Consider the following 19343-nt stretch of genomic DNA (forward strand, 5'->3'; position numbering starts at 1 on the left):
AGTTTCACAACACAGATATATAAAGGCAGGATTACTGCCTTTTTTTATGGCTATAATAGTACATTTGTTCTAAGCTGATTGATCCTCGGTAATATGTCTTTTATGTATGCACACGTAATTCTTCCCCTAAATTTAAAAGGTACCTTCACGTACGAGATTCCTGAGGAATTTCGTGCCAGTGTGTTTGAGGGTTGTAGAGTTCTTGTGGCTTTTGGTGGAACTAAGATATATACTGGGTTGGTTTTTGGGCTTAGTAGTACCCTTAAAGAGGATCTTTGCCCTAAGCCCATCGTGTCGGTACTTGATAAAGAACCGCTACTTGGGACTGCACATATTCAATTTTATAAATGGCTGAGTGCATACTATCAATTTTCTTTAGGTGAATTGTATCGGTTCGCATTTCCCAGCTCGCTGAAACTGGAAAGTGAAACGATAGTGAGACCCTACGCCGGTGCTCAAATAGACTGGAAAATTTTGGACTCTAACGAGGTGTATTTAATGCAGGCCCTCTCGGTCCAGTCGCATATATCCCTAAAGGAAATTCAGGCCTTTATTCCTAAAAAACACCTAATTCAGACAATTCGCTCCCTGATCGAGTTACATTATATTGAGATTGATGAAAAAATTGGAGAGAGGTATGTGCCTAAAGAGGTTGTGTACTTGGAAGTAAATTCAGGTATAAAGGAAAACTTAGCCCACGTGCTGTTAAATCTGAAAAGAGCACCCAAGCAACAGCAGCTACTGCTTCATATACTCCAACTCCTAGAGGAAACACGTGCAACCCGTTTAAAAAAGTCCCATGTCTTTAAGAATAATGACTTTGGTCAGAGCCATCTAAAGGGCCTTGTGGAAAAAGGTTATATACAGGAACTGCTTGTACAAATTGACCGCATTGAAACCTACGACAAGGAACTGCAGCAGACTCCTGAATTAAGTCCCCAGCAGCAAAATGCCTTGGCGTCCATCACTGAAGGTTTGGCCTCTAAAATGCCTGTGTTATTGGACGGCGTCACTGGATCGGGGAAAACCCATATTTATATGGAACTTATTCTCGACGCACTCCATCAAGATGAAAATGTTCTTTTTTTAGTGCCTGAAATAGCACTGGCTAAACAAATTACTCAACGATTGGAGAAAATAGTGGGAAGTGTTCTAGGATTCTACCATTCCAAACTTACTGATTTTGAAAAAGTGGAGGTTTGGAAGAAACTTCGCCTAAATGAAATTAAGGTCTTAATTGGTACAAGACAAGCACTCTTACTTCCTTTTCCTTCATTAAAATTAATTATTGTGGACGAGGAGCACGACCAGGCCTATCGGCCGCGTGAACATGCAGTGAATTACAATACGCGTGATGCAGCGCTAATGATGGGGCACATGTATAATGCTGCGGTCGTGCTGGGTTCAGCCACACCTTCTTTGGAATCGTACTATCTGGCGCAGAAAGGTAAGATACACTATGTGGAACTTGCAGTCCGCTATGGACAAGGTGCTTTGCCTTCCTACAAAGTTCATGATTACAAGAAAGCTTTGGAGGAAAAGACCACGCAAGGGGAATTCTCAAACCAAACTTTAAAGGAAATGGAACATGTGGTAGAGCAAGATAATCAGGTGCTGGTACTTCATAACCGTAGAGGTTTCGCCAATGTAGTGGAATGTGGTGCATGTGGCCATGTCACATACTGTAGTAACTGCGATGTGGTGATGACGTATCATAAAGCCAGCAATGATTTGAAATGCCATTACTGTGGTAATAAATCGGCAGTCCCTGTTAAATGTCCTAAATGCTCCAGTGTTCAACTGATTACTAAGGGAATAGGAGTGGAACAAATATACGAACAGGTTAATCAATTATTTCCTCAGGTAGAAGTTCGAAGAATGGATGTGGATGCAATGCGAAGTAAGTTTGCATATGAAGCCTTGTTTGAGTCGCTTGCCCAGAAGGAAACACAGATTCTGGTTGGCACGCAGATGATAAGTAAAGGATTGGACTTTGATCATATTGAGCTAGTGGTAGTTCCAAGGGCAGACCAACTATTGTATGTGCAAGATTTCAGGGCGGAAGAAAGAGCCTATCAGCTCCTTACCCAAGTAGGCGGTCGTGCCGGAAGGGTCTCGGGAAAGGGAAAAGTAATTATACAAACCTTCAATCCTACCAATCCCTTTTTTGAATTGCTTCAAAAGCAGAAGCAGCATGCAATTTACCAGTACTTGCTAGCCGAAAGAAGAAAATTCCATTATCCACCATTTACGAAAATAGTTTTTATTGAGCTGCGACATCGTCGTGAGGATAAGGTTCAACGAGCTTCCCAATATTTGGGTTCTCTCTTACAGCAGTTTTTTCATCCAGCAACCATTTTGGGCCCAGAGAAATCGCCCATAGGAAGAATAAATCTGCTGTACCAATACCAAATCATGCTTAAATTCCCGCGTGGAAAAAGTTATAAAAAACATAAAGAGCTTTTGGAAAATGCCATCGATGCATTTGCGCAAGTGGAGGCCTATCGAAGTATAAAGACAAAAATCATAGTTGATTTTTAACAGTTTTTAACAGTTTTTAGCCTTAATTAGGATATGTAATCCTTTGATTATCACCATAATTTTCTACATTTGACTGTTTGTAATTTCAGTTTACTGAAACCACAGATAAAAGATAATGAATGAGAAGAGTTAAAAACGTGTTTTCAACACTGGCAGTAGTTGCATCCCTCGCACTTTCTGCCCAGAGTTCCAATATCCCCTCCCATTATACTACCATGTATGAAAATCAGATGGGCTCCAAGAGTGCATCGGTTGAAGCGGTAGTACTCTCTGCAAAAGAGAAGGTGGAAATAAATTTAAACGAAATGCTAACTGATCCCGTGCTGAGAAACGCATCATGGGGTTTTGTTGTTTATGATCCTGCCACCCGTAAGATCGTAAACTCTTATAATGAGAATCAAGCATTGGTTCCAGCATCTACTACTAAACTATTGACAACAGATACTGCAATGGGTTTACTAGGGAGTGCTTTTCAGTGGATTACACAATTAGAGTATTCTGGAGAAATCACCTCCGACGGAACATTAGAAGGGAATTTACATATTGTGGGCAGTGGCGACCCCTCGTTGGGAACAGGAAAAGCAGGTGCTTCAAGCTATTCCGCCATTGTCAGTGATTTTGTATTCCGGATATCAGAACTTGGTATAAAAAAAATTCAAGGAGATATTGTTATACAAACCGGTGTGTTTAAGGAAAATAAGGTGCCTACATTACCAAAGAATATAGTTTGGCTGGAGCACAACAATTATTACCTTCCGGCAGGCACTACCCTAAATATAGATCCTACTAAGGAAAAATTAACGATTTCCAAGAAAAGTCCATTTGAAGAAAATAAGCAGTATTTTTATATTTCTCCCTATGTGAATAAATTGGTTTTTGCAAACGAATATTCTGCGCAGCCTCTTTCTACCAGACTACCGGATGCGCCCCATTATCTTGCCAATACTTTACGCACTAGTCTGATAAAAAACGGTATCTCGGTGTTAGGAAAGGTTAGCGCAAGAAGCACCGATCCCAATCCGGAGCCCCGTGTAGCCATCACTTCCTATCGATCTCCAAAGTTGAAGGATATTGTATACGACACGAACCAGCGAAGCGACAATGCGCTGGCAGAAGCACTGCTACGGATGGTAGGCTTTCAAAAGGATGGTGATCAAACCCTGGATTCAGGTAGGAATGTCGTGAGAGCGTATCTGGAGTCAAAAAATTTCGATACTTCACAGCTTTCTTTCATCGATGGCAGCGGACTCTCCAGGAGCCATCGGGTGACGCCAATATCGCAGGTGAAGTTCTTAGCGGATCAAATGGATGAGAAGTACTTTAGAGATTTCTTTGATTCTCTACCCATTGCCGGCCAAACCGGGACGTTAAAGAATTCTTTTGACGGAGAGGGCTACGGCCAAATCTTTGCAAAAACAGGAACTTTACGAGGAGTGAAAACGCTTGCTGGATACATAAAGACCCGAACAGGTAAAACATTAGCATTTTCACTTTTAATCAATAATTATTCGGGTTCGGTGGATCAGGTTAAAAACAGGATGGAACGCATACTTGCCCCCACATTGAATTTATAACGTTTTATATAGCACAAATAGCCCTGACGACAGTCGGGGTTTTTTTATACCTTAGCATAACCTAACAATTTTAAATATAAACTATGCTTTCTACTCAGTTTTTGGAGAACTTACAAAAGGAATTACAGCAGATTAAACAGGACGGTTTGTATAAAGCCGAACGTATTATAACCTCAGAACAGTATTCGGAAATTGAAGCTAACGGAAAACAGCTTCTTAATTTCTGTGCTAACAATTATCTTGGCCTTTCCAATAACTTGGAGGTAAAGAATGCTTCCAAGGCTATGATAGATAGGAGAGGTTACGGCATGTCTTCTGTCCGGTTCATCTGTGGTACCCAAGATATTCATAAAGAACTGGAAGAAAAAATATCGGCATTTCTAGGAATGGAGGACACCATTCTGTATGCAGCATGCTTTGATGCGAACGGAGGCGTATTTGAACCTCTCTTTACGCAGGAAGATGCCATTATTTCTGATGAGCTCAACCATGCATCTATCATTGATGGAGTGCGCTTATGCAAAGCCGCCCGATACCGCTATAAAAACAACGACATGGCGGATTTGGAAAAGCAGCTAATTGAAGCTTCCAAGCAAAACCATCGTTTTACCATCATCGTTACGGACGGGGTATTTTCCATGGATGGAATAGTGGCCAATCTAAAAGGGGTTTGTGATTTAGCGGATAAGTACGGGGCTCTTGTGATGGTTGATGATTCACATGCTACAGGTTTCATTGGGAAGACAGGTCGAGGCACGCACGAAGCCCAAGAGGTGATGGGGCGAGTGGATATCATCACATCTACATTAGGAAAAGCATTAGGAGGAGCTTTGGGAGGTTTTACATCTGGTAAAAAAGAAATTATAGATATGCTTCGACAGCGCTCTAGACCTTATTTGTTTTCCAACTCACTTGCTCCCGGAATTGTGGGAGCTGCCCTCAAAGTGCTGGAAATGATTTCAGAAAGTACCACGCTTAGAGATCGTGTAATGGACAATGCACAGTATTTTAGAGAAAAGATGCTTGAAAAAGGTTTTGATATTCCCCAGGGGGATGCTGCTATTGTACCAGTCATGCTTTACGATGCTCCTTTGGCGCAAAAGATGGCGGAGAAAATGATGGACGAAGGGATTTATGTGATAGGTTTCTTTTATCCTGTGGTACCTAAAGGTAAAGCACGTATTCGGGTGCAGCTTTCTGCTGCCCACACCAAAGAGCAGCTAGACAAGGCCGTTGCGGCATTCGAAAAGGTCGGAAGGGAATTGGGAGTTATTAAATAGCGTTTTCAGCTGTAGAAAGATTGATAGCCGTACCTGACTCAGGTACGGCTATTTGCTTTATAATAAAGCCCTACCAATGGTAATGCAGCTCATCACAATTACCGTGATCCCAATAAAACGAAACATCATACGTACGGGTAGCCGCGACGTAAGAAGAGCTGAGAAGGGTGCAGTGACAATGCCGCCAATTAGTAAACCTAATACAATATTCCAATGTTCAATGCCCATAGTAATGATGAAGGTTATGGCCGAAGTCAGAGTGAGCAGAAATTTGGAAACCGTAGAAGAACCCACAACGTATCGTGGTGTTCTACCGTCTTTCATCAGTGTTCCAGTAACAAGAGGTCCCCAGCCTCCGCCCGCAAATGAATCAATAAAGCCTCCAACCAAACCCAGCCGCCCTAATTTGGTGGTTCTTTGTTGGTTGCGTTTTTGTGTTTTCTTTTTTGATGCATTACGTAAAATGTTGATACCTAGATACAGCGTATATAAAGATATTAAGGGCTTGACAATGGGAGCATAATGCTCGCCAAAGTAACTAAGTGCAAGTGCTCCTATGATAGCCCCTAGAATGGCGGGAGGTGCAAGGGCTTTGACAAGTTTGAGGTTGACATTTCGCAACTTGTAATGGCTGATACTTCCCGCAGCACTGGTAAAGGTTTCTGCCGAATGAATGCTGGCACTGACAACGGCGGGTGCTACATTCATCAGTAGTAAAACCGTGGTACAAATTACCCCGTATCCCATACCCATACTACCTGCTACAATCTCTGCCAAGAAACCTATGGCCATCATCTTATAGAACATATGCGCGTCTTTTGCTAGAAACGCCTGAAGATCTCCCGTTAAATTAAAATTAATCAGTATGAAGCCAAGCACTGCAGTAATAAGAAATACGCCGATGATTCCCAAGTATATGTTTGCTCTTTTTTGTACGGCCTTTTTGACCTTACGCATATTTTCAAACTCCGAATCCTTCAAGGCCTTGGGCTCTAGTTGCTGAAGGTACTGCATGGTGATGTGGTCTAATTCACGCAGTTCTTGCTCTTTATTTAAAAGAGGATGTTTGTATACAGTTTGCAGTTTTTCTATAAACTCATCCAAATCTGGAGGCAGGTTTCTTTCCAGGAGGTGATTTAGCCGCCTTTGCACTTGATACGGGTAATCGTTTGAGGAAACCCCTAATTTTATTCTTCTGTTTCCAATCACCGACACAAGGGAGAAATCACTAAGATGCCATTTTCCATACACGTGCACAAACATGCGGTGTTTCTTAGCCAGCTCAATGAACTTATCTTCGGTTTCTTCCTGAGGAAATGCTAAAATCAGCAAGGAGAAATCTAGTAAGTCCTCCTCTTTTAATTCCCGCTCATACAATACTATAGAAAGGTCTTTCGCAAGCAATTTTTTTAATTTCTGCGTCGGATCTGGGCAATATATTTTAAGGGAAAGTGTGGAGTTAGGGTTGATAAGAAGTGGAAGCAATTCCAAAAGGCGCGCCGCGCCCCCTGCAGCACATAGAGGTACCCTTTCAAGATTAATGAAAAAAGGGTGCATGGCGCTGCTATGTAGACCTTCCATTGTTAGATAAACATTACTGCACCTACTGTTGAATTGCTTGTCTCATCAATCAATATGGCGCTGCCCGTGGTGGGATTATCCGAGAAATTGTCGTAAACAAACTCTTGCGCTGCTTTAAGCCGAAGATGTACAATCTCGTTGAGATGTACACTCTGCGGCTGTGGCTTTCTTTCCAAGGTGTTTACATCAAGTAAATAATCCACTTCATGTACAGCTACTTTAATCATTCTGCTTTTCTGTTGCAGCAGGTATTTTGCTCCTTTAGTAAGAGGTTTATTTCCTAGCCAGCATACCAAAGCATTGGCCTGCTTATCAGTCCTAGGGAGTTGGTCCTCTTTTACAAAAAAGTCTCCTCTGGAGATATCAATATCGTCCGCCAGATGCAGCACAGCAGGCTGTCCGCTATGTACTTTCTCTACCGATTCGCCGTGAATTTCTATGGCGGTTATTGCAGAGGTCATTCCTGAGGGTAATACCTGTACACGGTCTCCTTTCTCAAAGTGTCCGCTTAGTATCTGCCCCGCGTAGCCCCGGTAGTCATGATACTCCTTAGTTTGAGGCCGGAGTACATACTGCACTTGAAATCTTGGTTGGGTGCTGTCGGCCGAGGAAAGTTCAATGGATTCTAAGAATCCAAGGAGTGTAGGACCTTTATACCATTCCATGGAATCGGAAGTTTCCACAATATTGTCCCCATGAAATGCACTGATAGGGAAATAGCTTACCTGTGAGAGTCCCAGTTGGCTTGCGACTGTTTTGTATTGTTGAACAATGGAATCAAAGACGGACTGCTCGTAATTGACTAAATCCATTTTATTTACCGCCACCACAATGTGCTTCATATTAAGAAGTGAAGCGATGATAGAGTGTCTTTTAGTTTGCTCTATAACTCCTTGACGTGCATCAATTAGAACTACCATCACCTCAGAATTGGAGGCTCCCGTAATCATATTGCGAGTATACTGTACATGTCCCGGTGCATCTGCAATGATGAATTTCCTTACTGGAGTAGCAAAATACCGGTATGCAACATCGATTGTAATGCCTTGCTCTCTTTCGGCACGTAGACCGTCGGTTAGAATGGCCAGATCAATGCCTTGGGCATTCTTATTCTTGGACTGTGCTTCGAGTGCTTCTAGCTGGTCCACGAGAATGCTCTTGCTGTCATAAAGCAGACGGCCAATTAAAGTGCTTTTTCCATCATCCACGCTTCCGGCGGTAATAAAACGTAATATATCCATTGTTTGTCAGTGCTTTATTAAAAATACCCTCCCTTTTTTCTATCTTCCATTGCTGCCTCCGTGACTTTGTCGTCAATCCGAGTCTCGCCACGTTCGGATATGCGTGATGCGGAGATTTCTTCAATAACTTGGTCCAGGGTAGTGGCATGACTTTCCACCGCGGCAGTACAGGTCATATCACCCACCGTACGATAGCGCACTGTTTTTACCGAGACAGGGTCATGCGCATCGATCTGAATATGAGGAGAGACTGCAATAAGCTGCCCCTCGTACTCAAGAACTTCCCTCTGGTGCGCAAAATAGATCGAAGGAAGAGGGATGTTTTCACGGTTTATATAATTCCATACATCAAGTTCTGTCCAATTGGAGATAGGAAATACCCGTACATTTTCCCCTTTGTGAATTCTTCCATTGTAGATGTTCCAGAGTTCTGGTCGTTGAAGCTTTGGATCCCATTGACCAAAGTCATCGCGGACGGAAAAAAAGCGTTCCTTAGCGCGCGCCTTTTCTTCGTCTCGGCGTGCACCGCCGATGCAGGCATCAAATCCAAACTCTTCGATGGTGTCCAGTAGTGTGTGGGTCTGTAGCCAGTTACGGGACGCAAATTTACCTTTAGGCTCCGTGAGTGCTTTGTCACGAATCGTATCCTCCACTTTACGTACGATAAGTTCCGCCCCCATTTCCCTAGCCAATCGGTCACGGAACTCCAGTGCCTCAGGGAAATTGTGTCCTGTATCTATATGTACAAGTGGGAATGGAAACTTCATCGGAGCAAATGCCTTACGGGCCAGGTGGACTAACGTTATGGAGTCCTTTCCACCGCTGAAAAGAAGTGATGGTCTTTCAAACTGCGCGGCAACCTCGCGCATTATGTAAATGCTCTCGGCTTCCAGTTGGTCAAGATAATGGGATGTATTATTGTTCATTTAGTGAGTTTTAATTGCTATGCAGTCCACATTCTTTATGGGATTCTTCCCACCACCAGCGACCTGCTCTTGGGTTCTCGCCTTCCACAATAGGACGAGTACAAGGCTGGCAGCCTACGCTGATGTAGCCTTTACTGTGGAGGGATAATTCCTGGACATTTTGTTGCTTAAGATAATCCAAAACCTCTTGGTAGCTCCAGTGGAGCAGAGGATTGTACTTGTACAGTTGTTTCTGCTCGTCGTATTCGATAACAGAGAGCTGCTCTCTACTCTCGGACTGCTCAGAGCGAAGTCCTGTGATCCAAACCTTTGCCCCTTTCAGTGCACGGTTTAGAGGTTCTACCTTACGGATATAACAGCAACGCTTGCGGTTCTCTAGGGAGTGGTAAAAGCCATTTATTCCATGCGTGTTTACATAGTCCTCAGTCTGAGTCTGATCAGGAAAGTAGACATGGATTTTACGTTTGTAACGCGCCTGATTATTTGCAAGTAATGTATAATGTTCTGGAAACAGCCTCCCTGTGTCCAGGGTAAAGATGTTGATGGGTAAATTTTCCGTACACACCATATCGGTAAGTACCTGATCTTCCTGTCCCAAGGAAGTGGAAAAAACAACCCCTTGAGGAAAAAAGGAGGAAACGAGTCTAAGTCCTTCCATAGGCGAAGATTCTGAAATTTCCTTGATTTGATGCATCTCTAACATAGGCCGTTTTTGATGCAGCAAATGTACTTATTATTTAAAAACCTACAAAATTGGTAGACTATTAAGCACTTGTTGCAACTAGGTCTGCCAGGGTCTTTTTTTCAAGGATGGAAAGGGTAGCGTCTCGTACTTCAATCATGGTTTCATGCAGTCCGCAGTGTGTAGGTGTGCAGTTGATGCAGGTCTGATGAAAGTTCAGACTAACGCAGGGTAGTAGTGCTATGGGTCCGTTTACCAAGCGGATAATCTGGGCAAGACTGACTTCTTCCGGACGCTGTTTAAAGAAATAGCCACCTCCCTTTCCTTTTTTACTGCAAAGTATATCTGCTTTCTTAAGTTCCAATAGAATATTTTCTAGAAATTTTAAAGGAATGTTCTGACTTAGGGAAATTTTGGAAATTAGCACCGGTCCATTTCTCTCTTCTCTGATCAGGTAAGCCAGCGCACGAAATGCATATTGAGATTTTTTGGATAGCATGAGTTAAAGGTAGAAAAAAAATGCAGCCTTTCAAAGCATGAGGAATGGTTAGCTAAATTCGTATTTTTGCGACAAAACCCATGCTATGTTTTCAAAACAGCAAGCCCAGGAGATAAAAACCGAATTTTGGACTGCCTTTGGAAAATCGTTTCCAAGAAAGTGGATACTTTACGATACTAAAATTAAGGATTTTGCATTTAAATTTGATGCAGGCCCAAAGAGTGCCGCAGTAGCCTTGGAACTGCATATGAAAGACTTTGGGCTAAGAGAGACCTACTTTAATAAGATTTGGTCCCTGGAAGATATACTCAAAGAGTATATTGGGGACTACAGCAGGGATCTGAATTTCACTCTCGAATCTGGTAAAACTATTGCGCGGGTATGGGTGGAGCTACCGGATGTATCGGTATACAATAAAGCGTCCTGGAGAGATATATTTGAGTTTTTTGTGGGAAAAATGGACGGTTTTGAGCGGTTTTTCCACGATTATGAAGATTTCATTCGTGCTATCGAAGAATAAGGTGGATATCAGGACTTTTTGCGGCGGTTTACGAGCTTCACAATAGTGGTAATGGTAAGCACCAAAATAGCGAAGCCGATAATGAGTTCCAGATAGTAGGTGAGTACAGCGGTTTTCAGCAGTACAGTAAAGACAATAAGAAAAAGCAAGAATGTTGCGATTTCGTTACTTTGACGTAATTTAATATTGGCGATATTAAGTGATGCGCCCTTTAGAGCAGCCATTTTATTAAGAGTTTTCCAAGACCAGTAATGGTACAAAAACAAAAACAACAGAAAGAAGATCTTGATATAGAACCACGAGATTGGGTCTGTCGTTAATAGTGGGAAAGATGGATAATAATAAAATATCAGCCACAAACCCGAGAGAAGCATTATTACAAAGGCAGGTACTGTAATAATATTCCATAGCCTACGTGCCATATATACATACTGCGCGCGCAAAACTTCTTTTTTCGTCTGTTCAAACTCATCGGTATCCTTGTAGTAAACATAGAGGCGTACCAGGTAAAAAAGTCCTGCAAAATAGCTTACCATAAATACCACATGGACTGCCTTTAGAATTAAATAAAGCATACGATGGATTTTAAATGTGAAATGTTAATCAAAAAACTCTACATATACTTTTTCTCCAACTTTCAGCCCAAAGAGCGTTTTAGCGCCGTTGGCTTTACTGCTTTTGTATATGCTTAATTCCAGTAATTCACTTTCATTGAATACTGCAACTCCTTTTCCATGGTATTCCCTTTCCTCAGACCAATCTTTTACAAAATCAGTATGTCTGTTGTACACGCTTGAAAGGGCCAGATTGCGGAACCTAATCAGAAAATTCGAATGGTTGAGACGTATTTTTTCAAAAAATTTCTTACTGATGTTAGAAACGACATTGCCGTAATTGTCAATATACATCACTTCGCCAATAATCATTTTTTCACTTTCACTATGTACCGCTCTAGGAAAGGACATTTGCTTTGGATGCTTAAATTTGCGTCCTATGACCTCTGGCACTCCTCCATTAAGCAAATGCACCGCAGAGGGAACAAATATATCGTTTGTGGTGGAACACACCTGATCGTCAAACCGGTTGTTTAGTGTAATTTCATAGATGGCCTCAGGTTTAATATCGAAAAAGATTAAGTCCAGGACTCCGTTATCCGCCGAAATAAAATAATGACCGTCGGCTTTATACAATACAGATTTTACATGCTTGGAATAAAAGCTGTCCACCGATATAATATGAATGCTGCCGGCCGGAAAGTATTTGTAGGCGTTACGAACTATGTAAGCCGTCTGAAGCAGGTTGTACGCTTCAATCTCGTGCGAAATATCAACAATGATTGCGTCCCGTTTTTGAGAGAGAATGCTCCCCTTGATAGAGGATACCCTATAGTCAACTAATCCAAAATCGGAAGTAAGCGTAATAACCGGCATGAGGCAAAATTAGCAATAAATAGTGTGAGGGAAAAATGTGCAATGGGGTATTTAAGTCTAATTTCCAGCAATATTTTTCTTACATTTAAATCCAATAAATATTATCTGCTTATATATGTTTGAACTTTCGTATGATCTTTCAGGAATAGACACAAAAGTATTCTATGGTGTACAGAATCAGAATTTCAATCTGCTAAAATCTAGTTTTCCCACCCTTAAAATCACGGGAAGAGACAATTATATTTTTGCAATGGGCAATCAGGAGGCTCTGGATATACTAAAGACCAGGTTGGACGATTTGCGTAGTTTTATATCCGACCACCATTCCATTACCATTAAGGATGTGGAAAACATTCTTGCAATCAAGAACGAGGACGAAAAGAGGCTTGTATTTGACCAGGACATCATCGTAAAAGGTGTGAACGGAAAGACCATTAAGGCCAAGACCACCAACCTTAAAAAACTGGTAAGAGAAAGTGAAGTGAAAGATATGGTGTTTGCTATAGGTCCTGCAGGTACGGGTAAGACCTACACTAGTGTAGCTCTGGCAGCGCGCGCATTAAGGGATAAAGAGGTCAAGCGCATTATCCTTACCCGACCAGCAGTGGAAGCGGGGGAGAGCCTGGGTTTTCTGCCTGGTGATCTTAAAGAAAAGCTTGATCCCTATTTACAGCCGCTTTACGATGCGCTACGGGATATGTTTCCCCATGAAAAACTCGAGGGATATATTGAGAAGAAGGTTATCGAAGTAGCGCCGCTGGCATTTATGCGTGGAAGAACCCTGGACGAAGCTTTTGTGATTTTGGACGAGGCGCAGAATACCACCCACTCGCAAATGAAGATGTTTTTGACCCGAATGGGGCTTAATGCAAAATTTATTATCACTGGAGATCCCAGTCAGGTCGATCTACCCTTACGACAGAAATCGGGGCTTAAGGAAGCCATGCGGATCTTAAAAGATGTAAAAGAAATAGGATTTGTGCACTTGACAGAAGAAGACGTCGTTCGCCACCCTGTAGTACGCAAGATTATTAATGCGTACAATAGTGAGGAAAAACGCATGCGCGACGATTGATCTTATTTAAAAAAAATACCTGAGTGCAAAACTCAGGTATTTTTCTATAATAAAGCGTACGTATTATTTTCCGAAAAGCTTTCCTCCCATTCCGGGAATCCCTTGTCCACCGCCCATCTTGCTCATCATCTGCATCATTTGCTTGCCTTGAGGACCTTGCATCATCTTCATCATTTTACCCATCTGTTCGAACTGTTTCATCAATTGGTTCACATCTTCGAGTTTTCTTCCCGCGCCGCGCGCAATACGTTTCTTGCGGTTCATATCGATAATTGAAGGTCTTCTTCTTTCTTCGGGTGTCATGGAATGTATGATTGCTTCGATGTGTTTGAATGCATCGTCAGAAATTTCCACATCTTTGATCGCTTTGCCGACTCCTGGAATCATTCCCATTAGGTCTTTCATGTTACCCATTTTTTTGATTTGGTTGATTTGCTTAAGGAAGTCATCGAAACCAAACTCATTCTTCGCAATCTTTTTGTGGAGTTTCTTAGCCTCTTCCTCATCAAATTGCTCTTGGGCTCTCTCCACAAGAGAAACTACATCCCCCATTCCTAAGATACGGTCTGCCATTCGCTCTGGATAGAAAAGGTCCAGAGCTTCCATTTTTTCTCCAGTGGAGATGAATTTAATTGGCTTTTCAACAACGGAGCGTATGGTAAGGGCAGCTCCTCCTCGCGTGTCACCGTCTAATTTGGTTAATACAACACCATCAAAATTAAGTGCCTCATTAAATGCCTTGGCGGTGTTAACCGCATCCTGGCCTGTCATGGAGTCAACTACAAATAGAGTTTCCTGCGGTTTTATGAAGTAATGAACGGATTTAATCTCATTCATCATTTGCTCGTCAATAGCAAGTCGACCGGCCGTATCGACGATAACCACGTCGTATTTAGACTCATTAGCATACTTAATGGCATTCTCAGCAATCAAGGACGGGTTGGTGGCTCCAGGCTCGGAGTACACCTCCACACCAATCTGAGATCCCAGTACTTTTAATTGGTCTACCGCGGCAGGTCGGTATACGTCGCACGCCACTAAAAGTGGGTTTTTCCCCCTTTTGGACTTAAGGTAATTGGCAAGCTTTCCAGAAAATGTGGTCTTTCCCGATCCCTGTAATCCCGCGATCAGTATGACGGTGGGCTTTCCCGCAAGACTGATTCCTTCTTGGCTTCCCCCCATTAGGGTCACAAGTTCGTCATGGACAATTTTAGTCATAAGCTGTCCCGGTGTAAGACTTGTCAAAACGTTTTGACCCATTGCCTTATCCTGCACGCGTTTGGTAAGGTCTTTGGCTACCTTGTAGTTTACGTCCGCATCCACCAGCGCTCTTCGGATCTCCTTGACGGTCTCCGCCACATTGATTTCAGTTATTTTCCCCCGACCCTGTATATTGTGAAGGGCTTTATCTAACTTATCCTGTAAACTCTGAAACATATTTTTTATTTAAGCGTGGCAAAAATACGCATTTTAAATAATTTTTAAAAGTTGTTTACCTTTACCAAATGAATTTCATTCCCCTTGTGCTGCTTTCAGTTACGTTGGTTGCGGCAAATGTATTGGTTTACCAGGTTTTTATAAAGTACTTCCTTGCCGGCTCTAATGCGGCAATGAAGTTTTTGGTGCTGAATATGACTAAGGATGTGGTTTGGATGGTCATCGCCCTTGTAGTTCTCCCAAAAGAAAAGTCCGTGTTTTTTATCCTTGTTGGGGTCTTTTTATTTGCCTCGTTTTTCCTTTATTATCACGTGATTCGAAGGCTAAATAATTTATAATAAAAATCATTTAGCGGTATTGGCAGAATGTAATTTAATCAATATATTTGCAAACCGATAAAAATATATCATGATTAAGAGATTTTCTTCGTTCTTTTTAGCTGTTTTATTTACATTATCAGGAGGTTTGGTGTCTGCGGCTCAGGATTCGGAAGGCCAGGAATTTAATGCGGTTGATATGATTATGCACCATATTGGTGACAGTAATGAATGGCATGTACTGACTCTTAATGAAGGTACGGCGGACGAGAAGCATATCTCCATACCTCTTCCAATTATCCTAAAGGATGCCTCCGGGTGGCATACATTTATGAGCAGCAGCGTGGCTCATGGAGAGGAAATCGAAGGGTATACCATGGACCACGGTATTATCAAATCTACCAAAGGTATAGAAAGGGCTGCAATGTTTAGCCTGATCGGAGGTTCGCAAGACTCCTCTAGTGTGTTTTACGATTTCTCAATTACCAAGAACGTGGCGGCTATGCTGGTTTCTGTGTTTATAATGCTTTTGGTATTTATAGGTATTGCCCGCAGCTACAAGAATGGAGTGCCTACAGGCATTGGACGTTTCCTTGAACCAATTATCGTGTTTATAAGAGATGAGGTGGCGATTCCAAACATTGGATCTGCTAAATACAAAAAGTACATGCCTTATCTTTTGACCGTGTTTTTCTTTATCTGGTTTAATAACCTTTTTGGCTTGATTCCTTTTGCGCCATTTGGTTCCAACTTAACCGGAAACATTGCCGTTACAGCATTCCTTGCAATAGTTACTCTTGTCATTACTTTATTTAGTGCAAATAAGAGCTATTGGAAACATATCTTCATGCCACCAGTACCTCTTGCACTTTATCCTATCATGGTGCCTATTGAAATAGTTGGTGTGTTGACTAAGCCGTTCGCACTTATGATGCGTCTCTTTGCTAACGTAACTGCTGGGCATATCATGATCCTTGCCATTATATCTCTCATCTTTATATTTAAAAATGCGTTCCTAGGTCTGGCCTCAGTACCACTTGCACTATTTGTTTCTGTGCTTGAATTGTTGGTTGCTGCGCTCCAGGCGTATATCTTTACTGTATTGTCCGCCTTATATATTGGAATGGCAGTAGAGGACCACGACCACGACCATGCACACAACGACAGTGACAGTGCTGGAAAGGATACACTAGTAGCATAACAACAACTAACGAATATATTTTTTTAACCTAAATATTTTAATTATGGATTTAACAACTGGAGCTGGATTGATTTACGTAGGTATCGGTTTAGCAGTATTAGGCGTAGGTCTTGGTATTGGTAAAATCGGTGGGCATGCAATGGATGCTATCGCAAGACAGCCAGAGCAAGCAGGTAAGATTCAAGCAGCTATGCTTATTGCAGCTGGTCTTATTGAAGGTGCTGGTCTTATTGCGATTATCTTTGGTGCTTTCATCAAGTAATCACTCCACACAACAACAATTTTCCTGGCAGTGAGCGGTTGGCTGCTGCCTGGAATTTGTAAATGATTTCCATAATTTTTAACTGAATTAAAGAATAACATTATGATAATTGAACCGGGTATAGGCTTATTGTTCTGGATGGGACTTACATTTTTGATCCTGTTGTTTTTACTAAGCAAGTTTGCTTGGAAACCTATTTTAAATATGGTTAACGACAGAGAAACCTCTATCATTGATGCACTTAACCAGGCAAAGTTGGCCAAGAAGGAGATGGAGCAGCTTAAGTCGGACAATGAAAAAATTATCCGTGAAGCTAAAATCGAGCGCGACGCTATTTTAAAAGAGGCACGTGAGATTAAGGACCGCATTGTAGGTGAAGCCAGAGAAGCTGCTAAAGTAGAAGGTGAAAAAATGATTGCCAGCGCTAAGCAATCTATTGAATCCGAGAAGGCGGCTGCATTGAACGATATCAAGAATCAGATCGGTACCCTATCGGTTAGTATCGCAGAATCTATCCTTAAGCAAAAACTAGACGATACGGCTGCGCAGAACACTTTAGTAGAAAACTATCTATCTAACAAAACCCTTAATTAATAGGAATGCTTACATCGAAAGTTGCCAAGCGCTACGCACAGGGATTGCTTGACTTTACAGAAGAGTCATCACAGACGCAGATGGTCAGAGGAGAAATGCAGGACGTGATCAATATAATGAACACTTCTAAGGACTTGAATAATCTTTTTCTTTCTCCTGTGGTGGATTCCAAGAAAAAGCAATCCATTGCCAAAGAAATCTTCAAGGCTTTTTCTCCTGTTTCCCAGAACATCATTCAATTGGTAATCAAGCAGGGCAGAGAATCCCATTTAAAAGATATTGCAACCGAGTTTATAAATAGGGTTGAGGAAATGGAAGGACTTCAGAAAGTGGTACTTACTACTGCAAGCCCTATTTCAGATTCTATCGTGGAACAGATAATCAGCCAGTCCAATTTAGTCAACACTTCGGGAAACTACCGTTTAGACAAAGTGGTCAATAAGGAACTTCTGGGAGGTTATGTACTGCGCGTGGGTGACCAACAGTTGGACGCTTCAGTGCGTTCTAAACTGAACCAGATCAAAAAAGATTTTCAATTAAATTAAGATTAAAAACAACCATAAGATGGCAGAAATAAATCCGGCTGAGGTTTCAGCAATTTTGAAACAACAATTAGCAAATTTCGACACCCAATCCAACGTAGAGGAAGTGGGTACCGTGCTACAGATTGGAGACGGTATTGCACGTGTATACGGTTTGGAGAATGTACAGTACGGGGAACTTGTCCGTTTTGAAAGCGGGGTAGAGGGTATCGTATTGAACCTTGAAGAAGATAATGTGGGGGTAGCTTTACTAGGAGAATCCAAAAGAGTAAAAGAAGGTGATACTGTACAGAGAACCCAACGTATTTCCTCTATTCGTGTAGGTGAAGGAATGCTTGGCCGTGTGGTTGATACGTTAGGTAATCCAATCGATGGAAAAGGACCGATCGCTGGAGAACTCTACGAGATGCCGCTTGAAAGAAAAGCTCCGGGAGTAATTTTCCGTCAGCCTGTAAACGAACCACTACAAACAGGTATCGTGGCAATCGACTCGATGATACCTATTGGACGTGGTCAGAGAGAACTTATTATTGGCGACCGTCAGACAGGTAAAACCACTGTGGCAATTGACACCATCATAAACCAAAAGGAATTTTACGATGCAGGTGAGCCTGTATTCTGTATCTATGTAGCTGTGGGACAAAAAGGATCCACCGTGGCACAGATTGTAAAAACCTTAGAGGACCGTGGAGCTATGGCGTATACTGTAGTAGTTGCCGCCAACGCATCCGATCCCGCACCAATGCAGGTGTATGCACCAATGGCTGGTGCTGCCATCGGGGAGTATTTCCGTGATACCGGAAGACCGGCTCTTATTATTTACGATGATCTATCCAAACAAGCAGTCGCATACCGTGAGCTTTCCCTACTACTAAGAAGACCACCGGGTCGTGAAGCTTATCCTGGAGACGTATTTTACTTGCACTCAAGATTACTTGAAAGAGCTGCTAAAGTGATTAAAGACGATAAGATTGCAAGTCAAATGAACGATTTACCAGAAAGTTTGAGACCGATGGTAAAAGGCGGGGGATCTTTAACTGCGCTTCCAATCATTGAGACTCAGGCTGGTGACGTATCCGCCTATATCCCAACCAATGTTATTTCAATTACCGACGGACAGATTTTCTTAGAATCGGATCTCTTTAATTCTGGGGTTCGTCCTGCGATCAACGTAGGTATTTCTGTATCGCGTGTTGGTGGTAATGCGCAGATTAAGTCCATGAAAAAAGTATCTGGAACATTGAAACTAGATCAGGCACAATACAAAGAACTTGAAGCCTTCGCTAAATTTGGATCTGACCTGGATGCGGTAACGCAGGCGGTGATCTCAAAAGGAGAGAAGAACGTGGAAGTACTTAAGCAACCAGTGAATTCGCCACTGCCAGTGGAGAATCAAGTTGCAATGATTTATGCAGGTACTGAGAATCTTTTACGTAACGTTCCTGTAAACAAGGTAAAAGCCTTCATGGTGGAGTACGTAGACCTTTTAAAGTCTAAGCATCCAGAAACTATGGCTGCTATTAAATCTGGTAAGATTGATGACTCCATTACTGGAGTGCTTAAGCAGGCTGCTGCAGATATTTCCTCCAAGTATTAATTAAAGAGAGCTCTGAAGGCCTTCGTGCCTTCAGATTTTAATAT

Annotated in this window: 19 protein-coding genes; 11 read left to right on the forward strand and 8 right to left on the reverse strand. The window is 42.1% G+C overall.

All coding sequences use genetic code 11. The features are described from left to right. Positions 1-102 precede the first annotated feature (102 nt). The 3 genes from priA to IC612_RS00680 all read left to right on the forward strand — a co-directional run bounded on the left by priA (position 103) and on the right by IC612_RS00680 (position 5395). Positions 103-2541, forward strand: coding sequence for a replication restart helicase PriA (gene priA / locus IC612_RS00670; protein ID WP_194738239.1), 2439 nt, complete (start codon positions 103-105; stop codon positions 2539-2541). A 119-nt stretch (positions 2542-2660) separates the two neighbouring features. Then, the gene (gene dacB / locus IC612_RS00675) at positions 2661-4115 is read left to right on the forward strand and encodes a D-alanyl-D-alanine carboxypeptidase/D-alanyl-D-alanine endopeptidase (RefSeq protein ID WP_194738240.1); all 1455 of its coding nucleotides are present in this window, start codon (positions 2661-2663) and stop codon (positions 4113-4115) included. 83 nt (positions 4116-4198) lie between these two features. Beyond that, positions 4199-5395, forward strand: a complete 1197-nt coding sequence (locus IC612_RS00680) for a glycine C-acetyltransferase (RefSeq protein ID WP_194738241.1) — start codon at positions 4199-4201, stop codon at positions 5393-5395. 57 nt (positions 5396-5452) lie between these two features. Here IC612_RS00680 and IC612_RS00685 read toward each other — a convergent pair whose 3' ends face one another. The 5 genes from IC612_RS00685 to IC612_RS00705 all read right to left on the reverse strand — a co-directional run bounded on the left by IC612_RS00685 (position 5453) and on the right by IC612_RS00705 (position 10324). Next, on the reverse strand, positions 5453-6976 hold the full coding sequence (locus IC612_RS00685) for a TSUP family transporter (protein ID WP_194738242.1): 1524 nt from the start codon (positions 6974-6976) through the stop codon (positions 5453-5455). A 2-nt stretch (positions 6977-6978) separates the two neighbouring features. Next, positions 6979-8217: a sulfate adenylyltransferase subunit 1 gene (locus IC612_RS00690; protein ID WP_194738243.1), complete on the reverse strand. Its 1239-nt coding sequence runs from the start codon at positions 8215-8217 to the stop codon at positions 6979-6981. 17 nt (positions 8218-8234) lie between these two features. Continuing rightward, entirely contained in the window at positions 8235-9143 is a 909-nt protein-coding gene (gene cysD, locus IC612_RS00695) for a sulfate adenylyltransferase subunit CysD (RefSeq protein ID WP_194738244.1), read from the reverse strand. Positions 9144-9153: 10 nt separating this feature from the next. Continuing rightward, positions 9154-9846: a phosphoadenylyl-sulfate reductase gene (locus IC612_RS00700; RefSeq protein WP_228512815.1), complete on the reverse strand. Its 693-nt coding sequence runs from the start codon at positions 9844-9846 to the stop codon at positions 9154-9156. Positions 9847-9907: 61 nt separating this feature from the next. After that, positions 9908-10324, reverse strand: a complete 417-nt coding sequence (locus tag IC612_RS00705) for an RrF2 family transcriptional regulator (protein ID WP_194738245.1) — start codon at positions 10322-10324, stop codon at positions 9908-9910. Positions 10325-10409: 85 nt separating this feature from the next. Here IC612_RS00705 and IC612_RS00710 point away from each other — a divergent pair, with 85 nt between their 5' ends. Next, positions 10410-10844 carry a DUF4268 domain-containing protein gene (locus IC612_RS00710; RefSeq protein WP_194738246.1) on the forward strand — a complete coding sequence of 145 codons (435 nt, stop codon included), beginning with the start codon at positions 10410-10412 and terminating at the stop codon, positions 10842-10844. Positions 10845-10852: 8 nt separating this feature from the next. Here the strand turns inward: IC612_RS00710 and IC612_RS00715 are convergent, their stop codons facing one another. Beyond that, positions 10853-11419: a CopD family protein gene (locus IC612_RS00715; RefSeq protein WP_194738247.1), complete on the reverse strand. Its 567-nt coding sequence runs from the start codon at positions 11417-11419 to the stop codon at positions 10853-10855. 24 nt (positions 11420-11443) lie between these two features. After that, on the reverse strand, positions 11444-12274 hold the full coding sequence (locus tag IC612_RS00720) for an SAM hydrolase/SAM-dependent halogenase family protein (protein WP_194738248.1): 831 nt from the start codon (positions 12272-12274) through the stop codon (positions 11444-11446). A 115-nt stretch (positions 12275-12389) separates the two neighbouring features. Here IC612_RS00720 and IC612_RS00725 point away from each other — a divergent pair, with 115 nt between their 5' ends. Next, the gene (locus tag IC612_RS00725; RefSeq protein ID WP_194738249.1) at positions 12390-13349 is read left to right on the forward strand and encodes a PhoH family protein; all 960 of its coding nucleotides are present in this window, start codon (positions 12390-12392) and stop codon (positions 13347-13349) included. Positions 13350-13412: 63 nt separating this feature from the next. Here IC612_RS00725 and ffh read toward each other — a convergent pair whose 3' ends face one another. Then, on the reverse strand, positions 13413-14786 hold the full coding sequence (gene ffh / locus IC612_RS00730) for a signal recognition particle protein (protein WP_194738250.1): 1374 nt from the start codon (positions 14784-14786) through the stop codon (positions 13413-13415). Between the two features lie 68 nt (positions 14787-14854). On the opposite strand from ffh, the gene IC612_RS00735 reads away from it, so the two are divergent. The 6 genes from IC612_RS00735 (at position 14855) to atpA (ending at position 19299) form a co-directional block, all read left to right on the forward strand. Further along, positions 14855-15124, forward strand: a complete 270-nt coding sequence (locus IC612_RS00735) for a hypothetical protein (protein ID WP_194738251.1) — start codon at positions 14855-14857, stop codon at positions 15122-15124. Positions 15125-15194: 70 nt separating this feature from the next. Next, positions 15195-16304 carry a F0F1 ATP synthase subunit A gene (gene atpB, locus IC612_RS00740; protein WP_194738252.1) on the forward strand — a complete coding sequence of 370 codons (1110 nt, stop codon included), beginning with the start codon at positions 15195-15197 and terminating at the stop codon, positions 16302-16304. Between the two features lie 43 nt (positions 16305-16347). Continuing rightward, positions 16348-16566: an ATP synthase F0 subunit C gene (locus IC612_RS00745; protein ID WP_114304230.1), complete on the forward strand. Its 219-nt coding sequence runs from the start codon at positions 16348-16350 to the stop codon at positions 16564-16566. Between the two features lie 102 nt (positions 16567-16668). Then, positions 16669-17160, forward strand: a complete 492-nt coding sequence (locus IC612_RS00750; protein WP_194738253.1) for a F0F1 ATP synthase subunit B — start codon at positions 16669-16671, stop codon at positions 17158-17160. Positions 17161-17165: 5 nt separating this feature from the next. Further along, complete coding sequence (atpH, locus tag IC612_RS00755; protein WP_194738254.1) at positions 17166-17705, forward strand: ATP synthase F1 subunit delta; 540 nt, start codon at positions 17166-17168, stop codon at positions 17703-17705. Positions 17706-17724: 19 nt separating this feature from the next. Then, positions 17725-19299: a F0F1 ATP synthase subunit alpha gene (gene atpA, locus IC612_RS00760; protein WP_194738255.1), complete on the forward strand. Its 1575-nt coding sequence runs from the start codon at positions 17725-17727 to the stop codon at positions 19297-19299. Positions 19300-19343 lie beyond the last annotated feature (44 nt).

The sequence above is a fragment of the Planobacterium oryzisoli genome (genome assembly GCF_015354315.1).
GTDB classification, from domain to species: domain Bacteria; phylum Bacteroidota; class Bacteroidia; order Flavobacteriales; family Weeksellaceae; genus Planobacterium_A; species Planobacterium_A oryzisoli.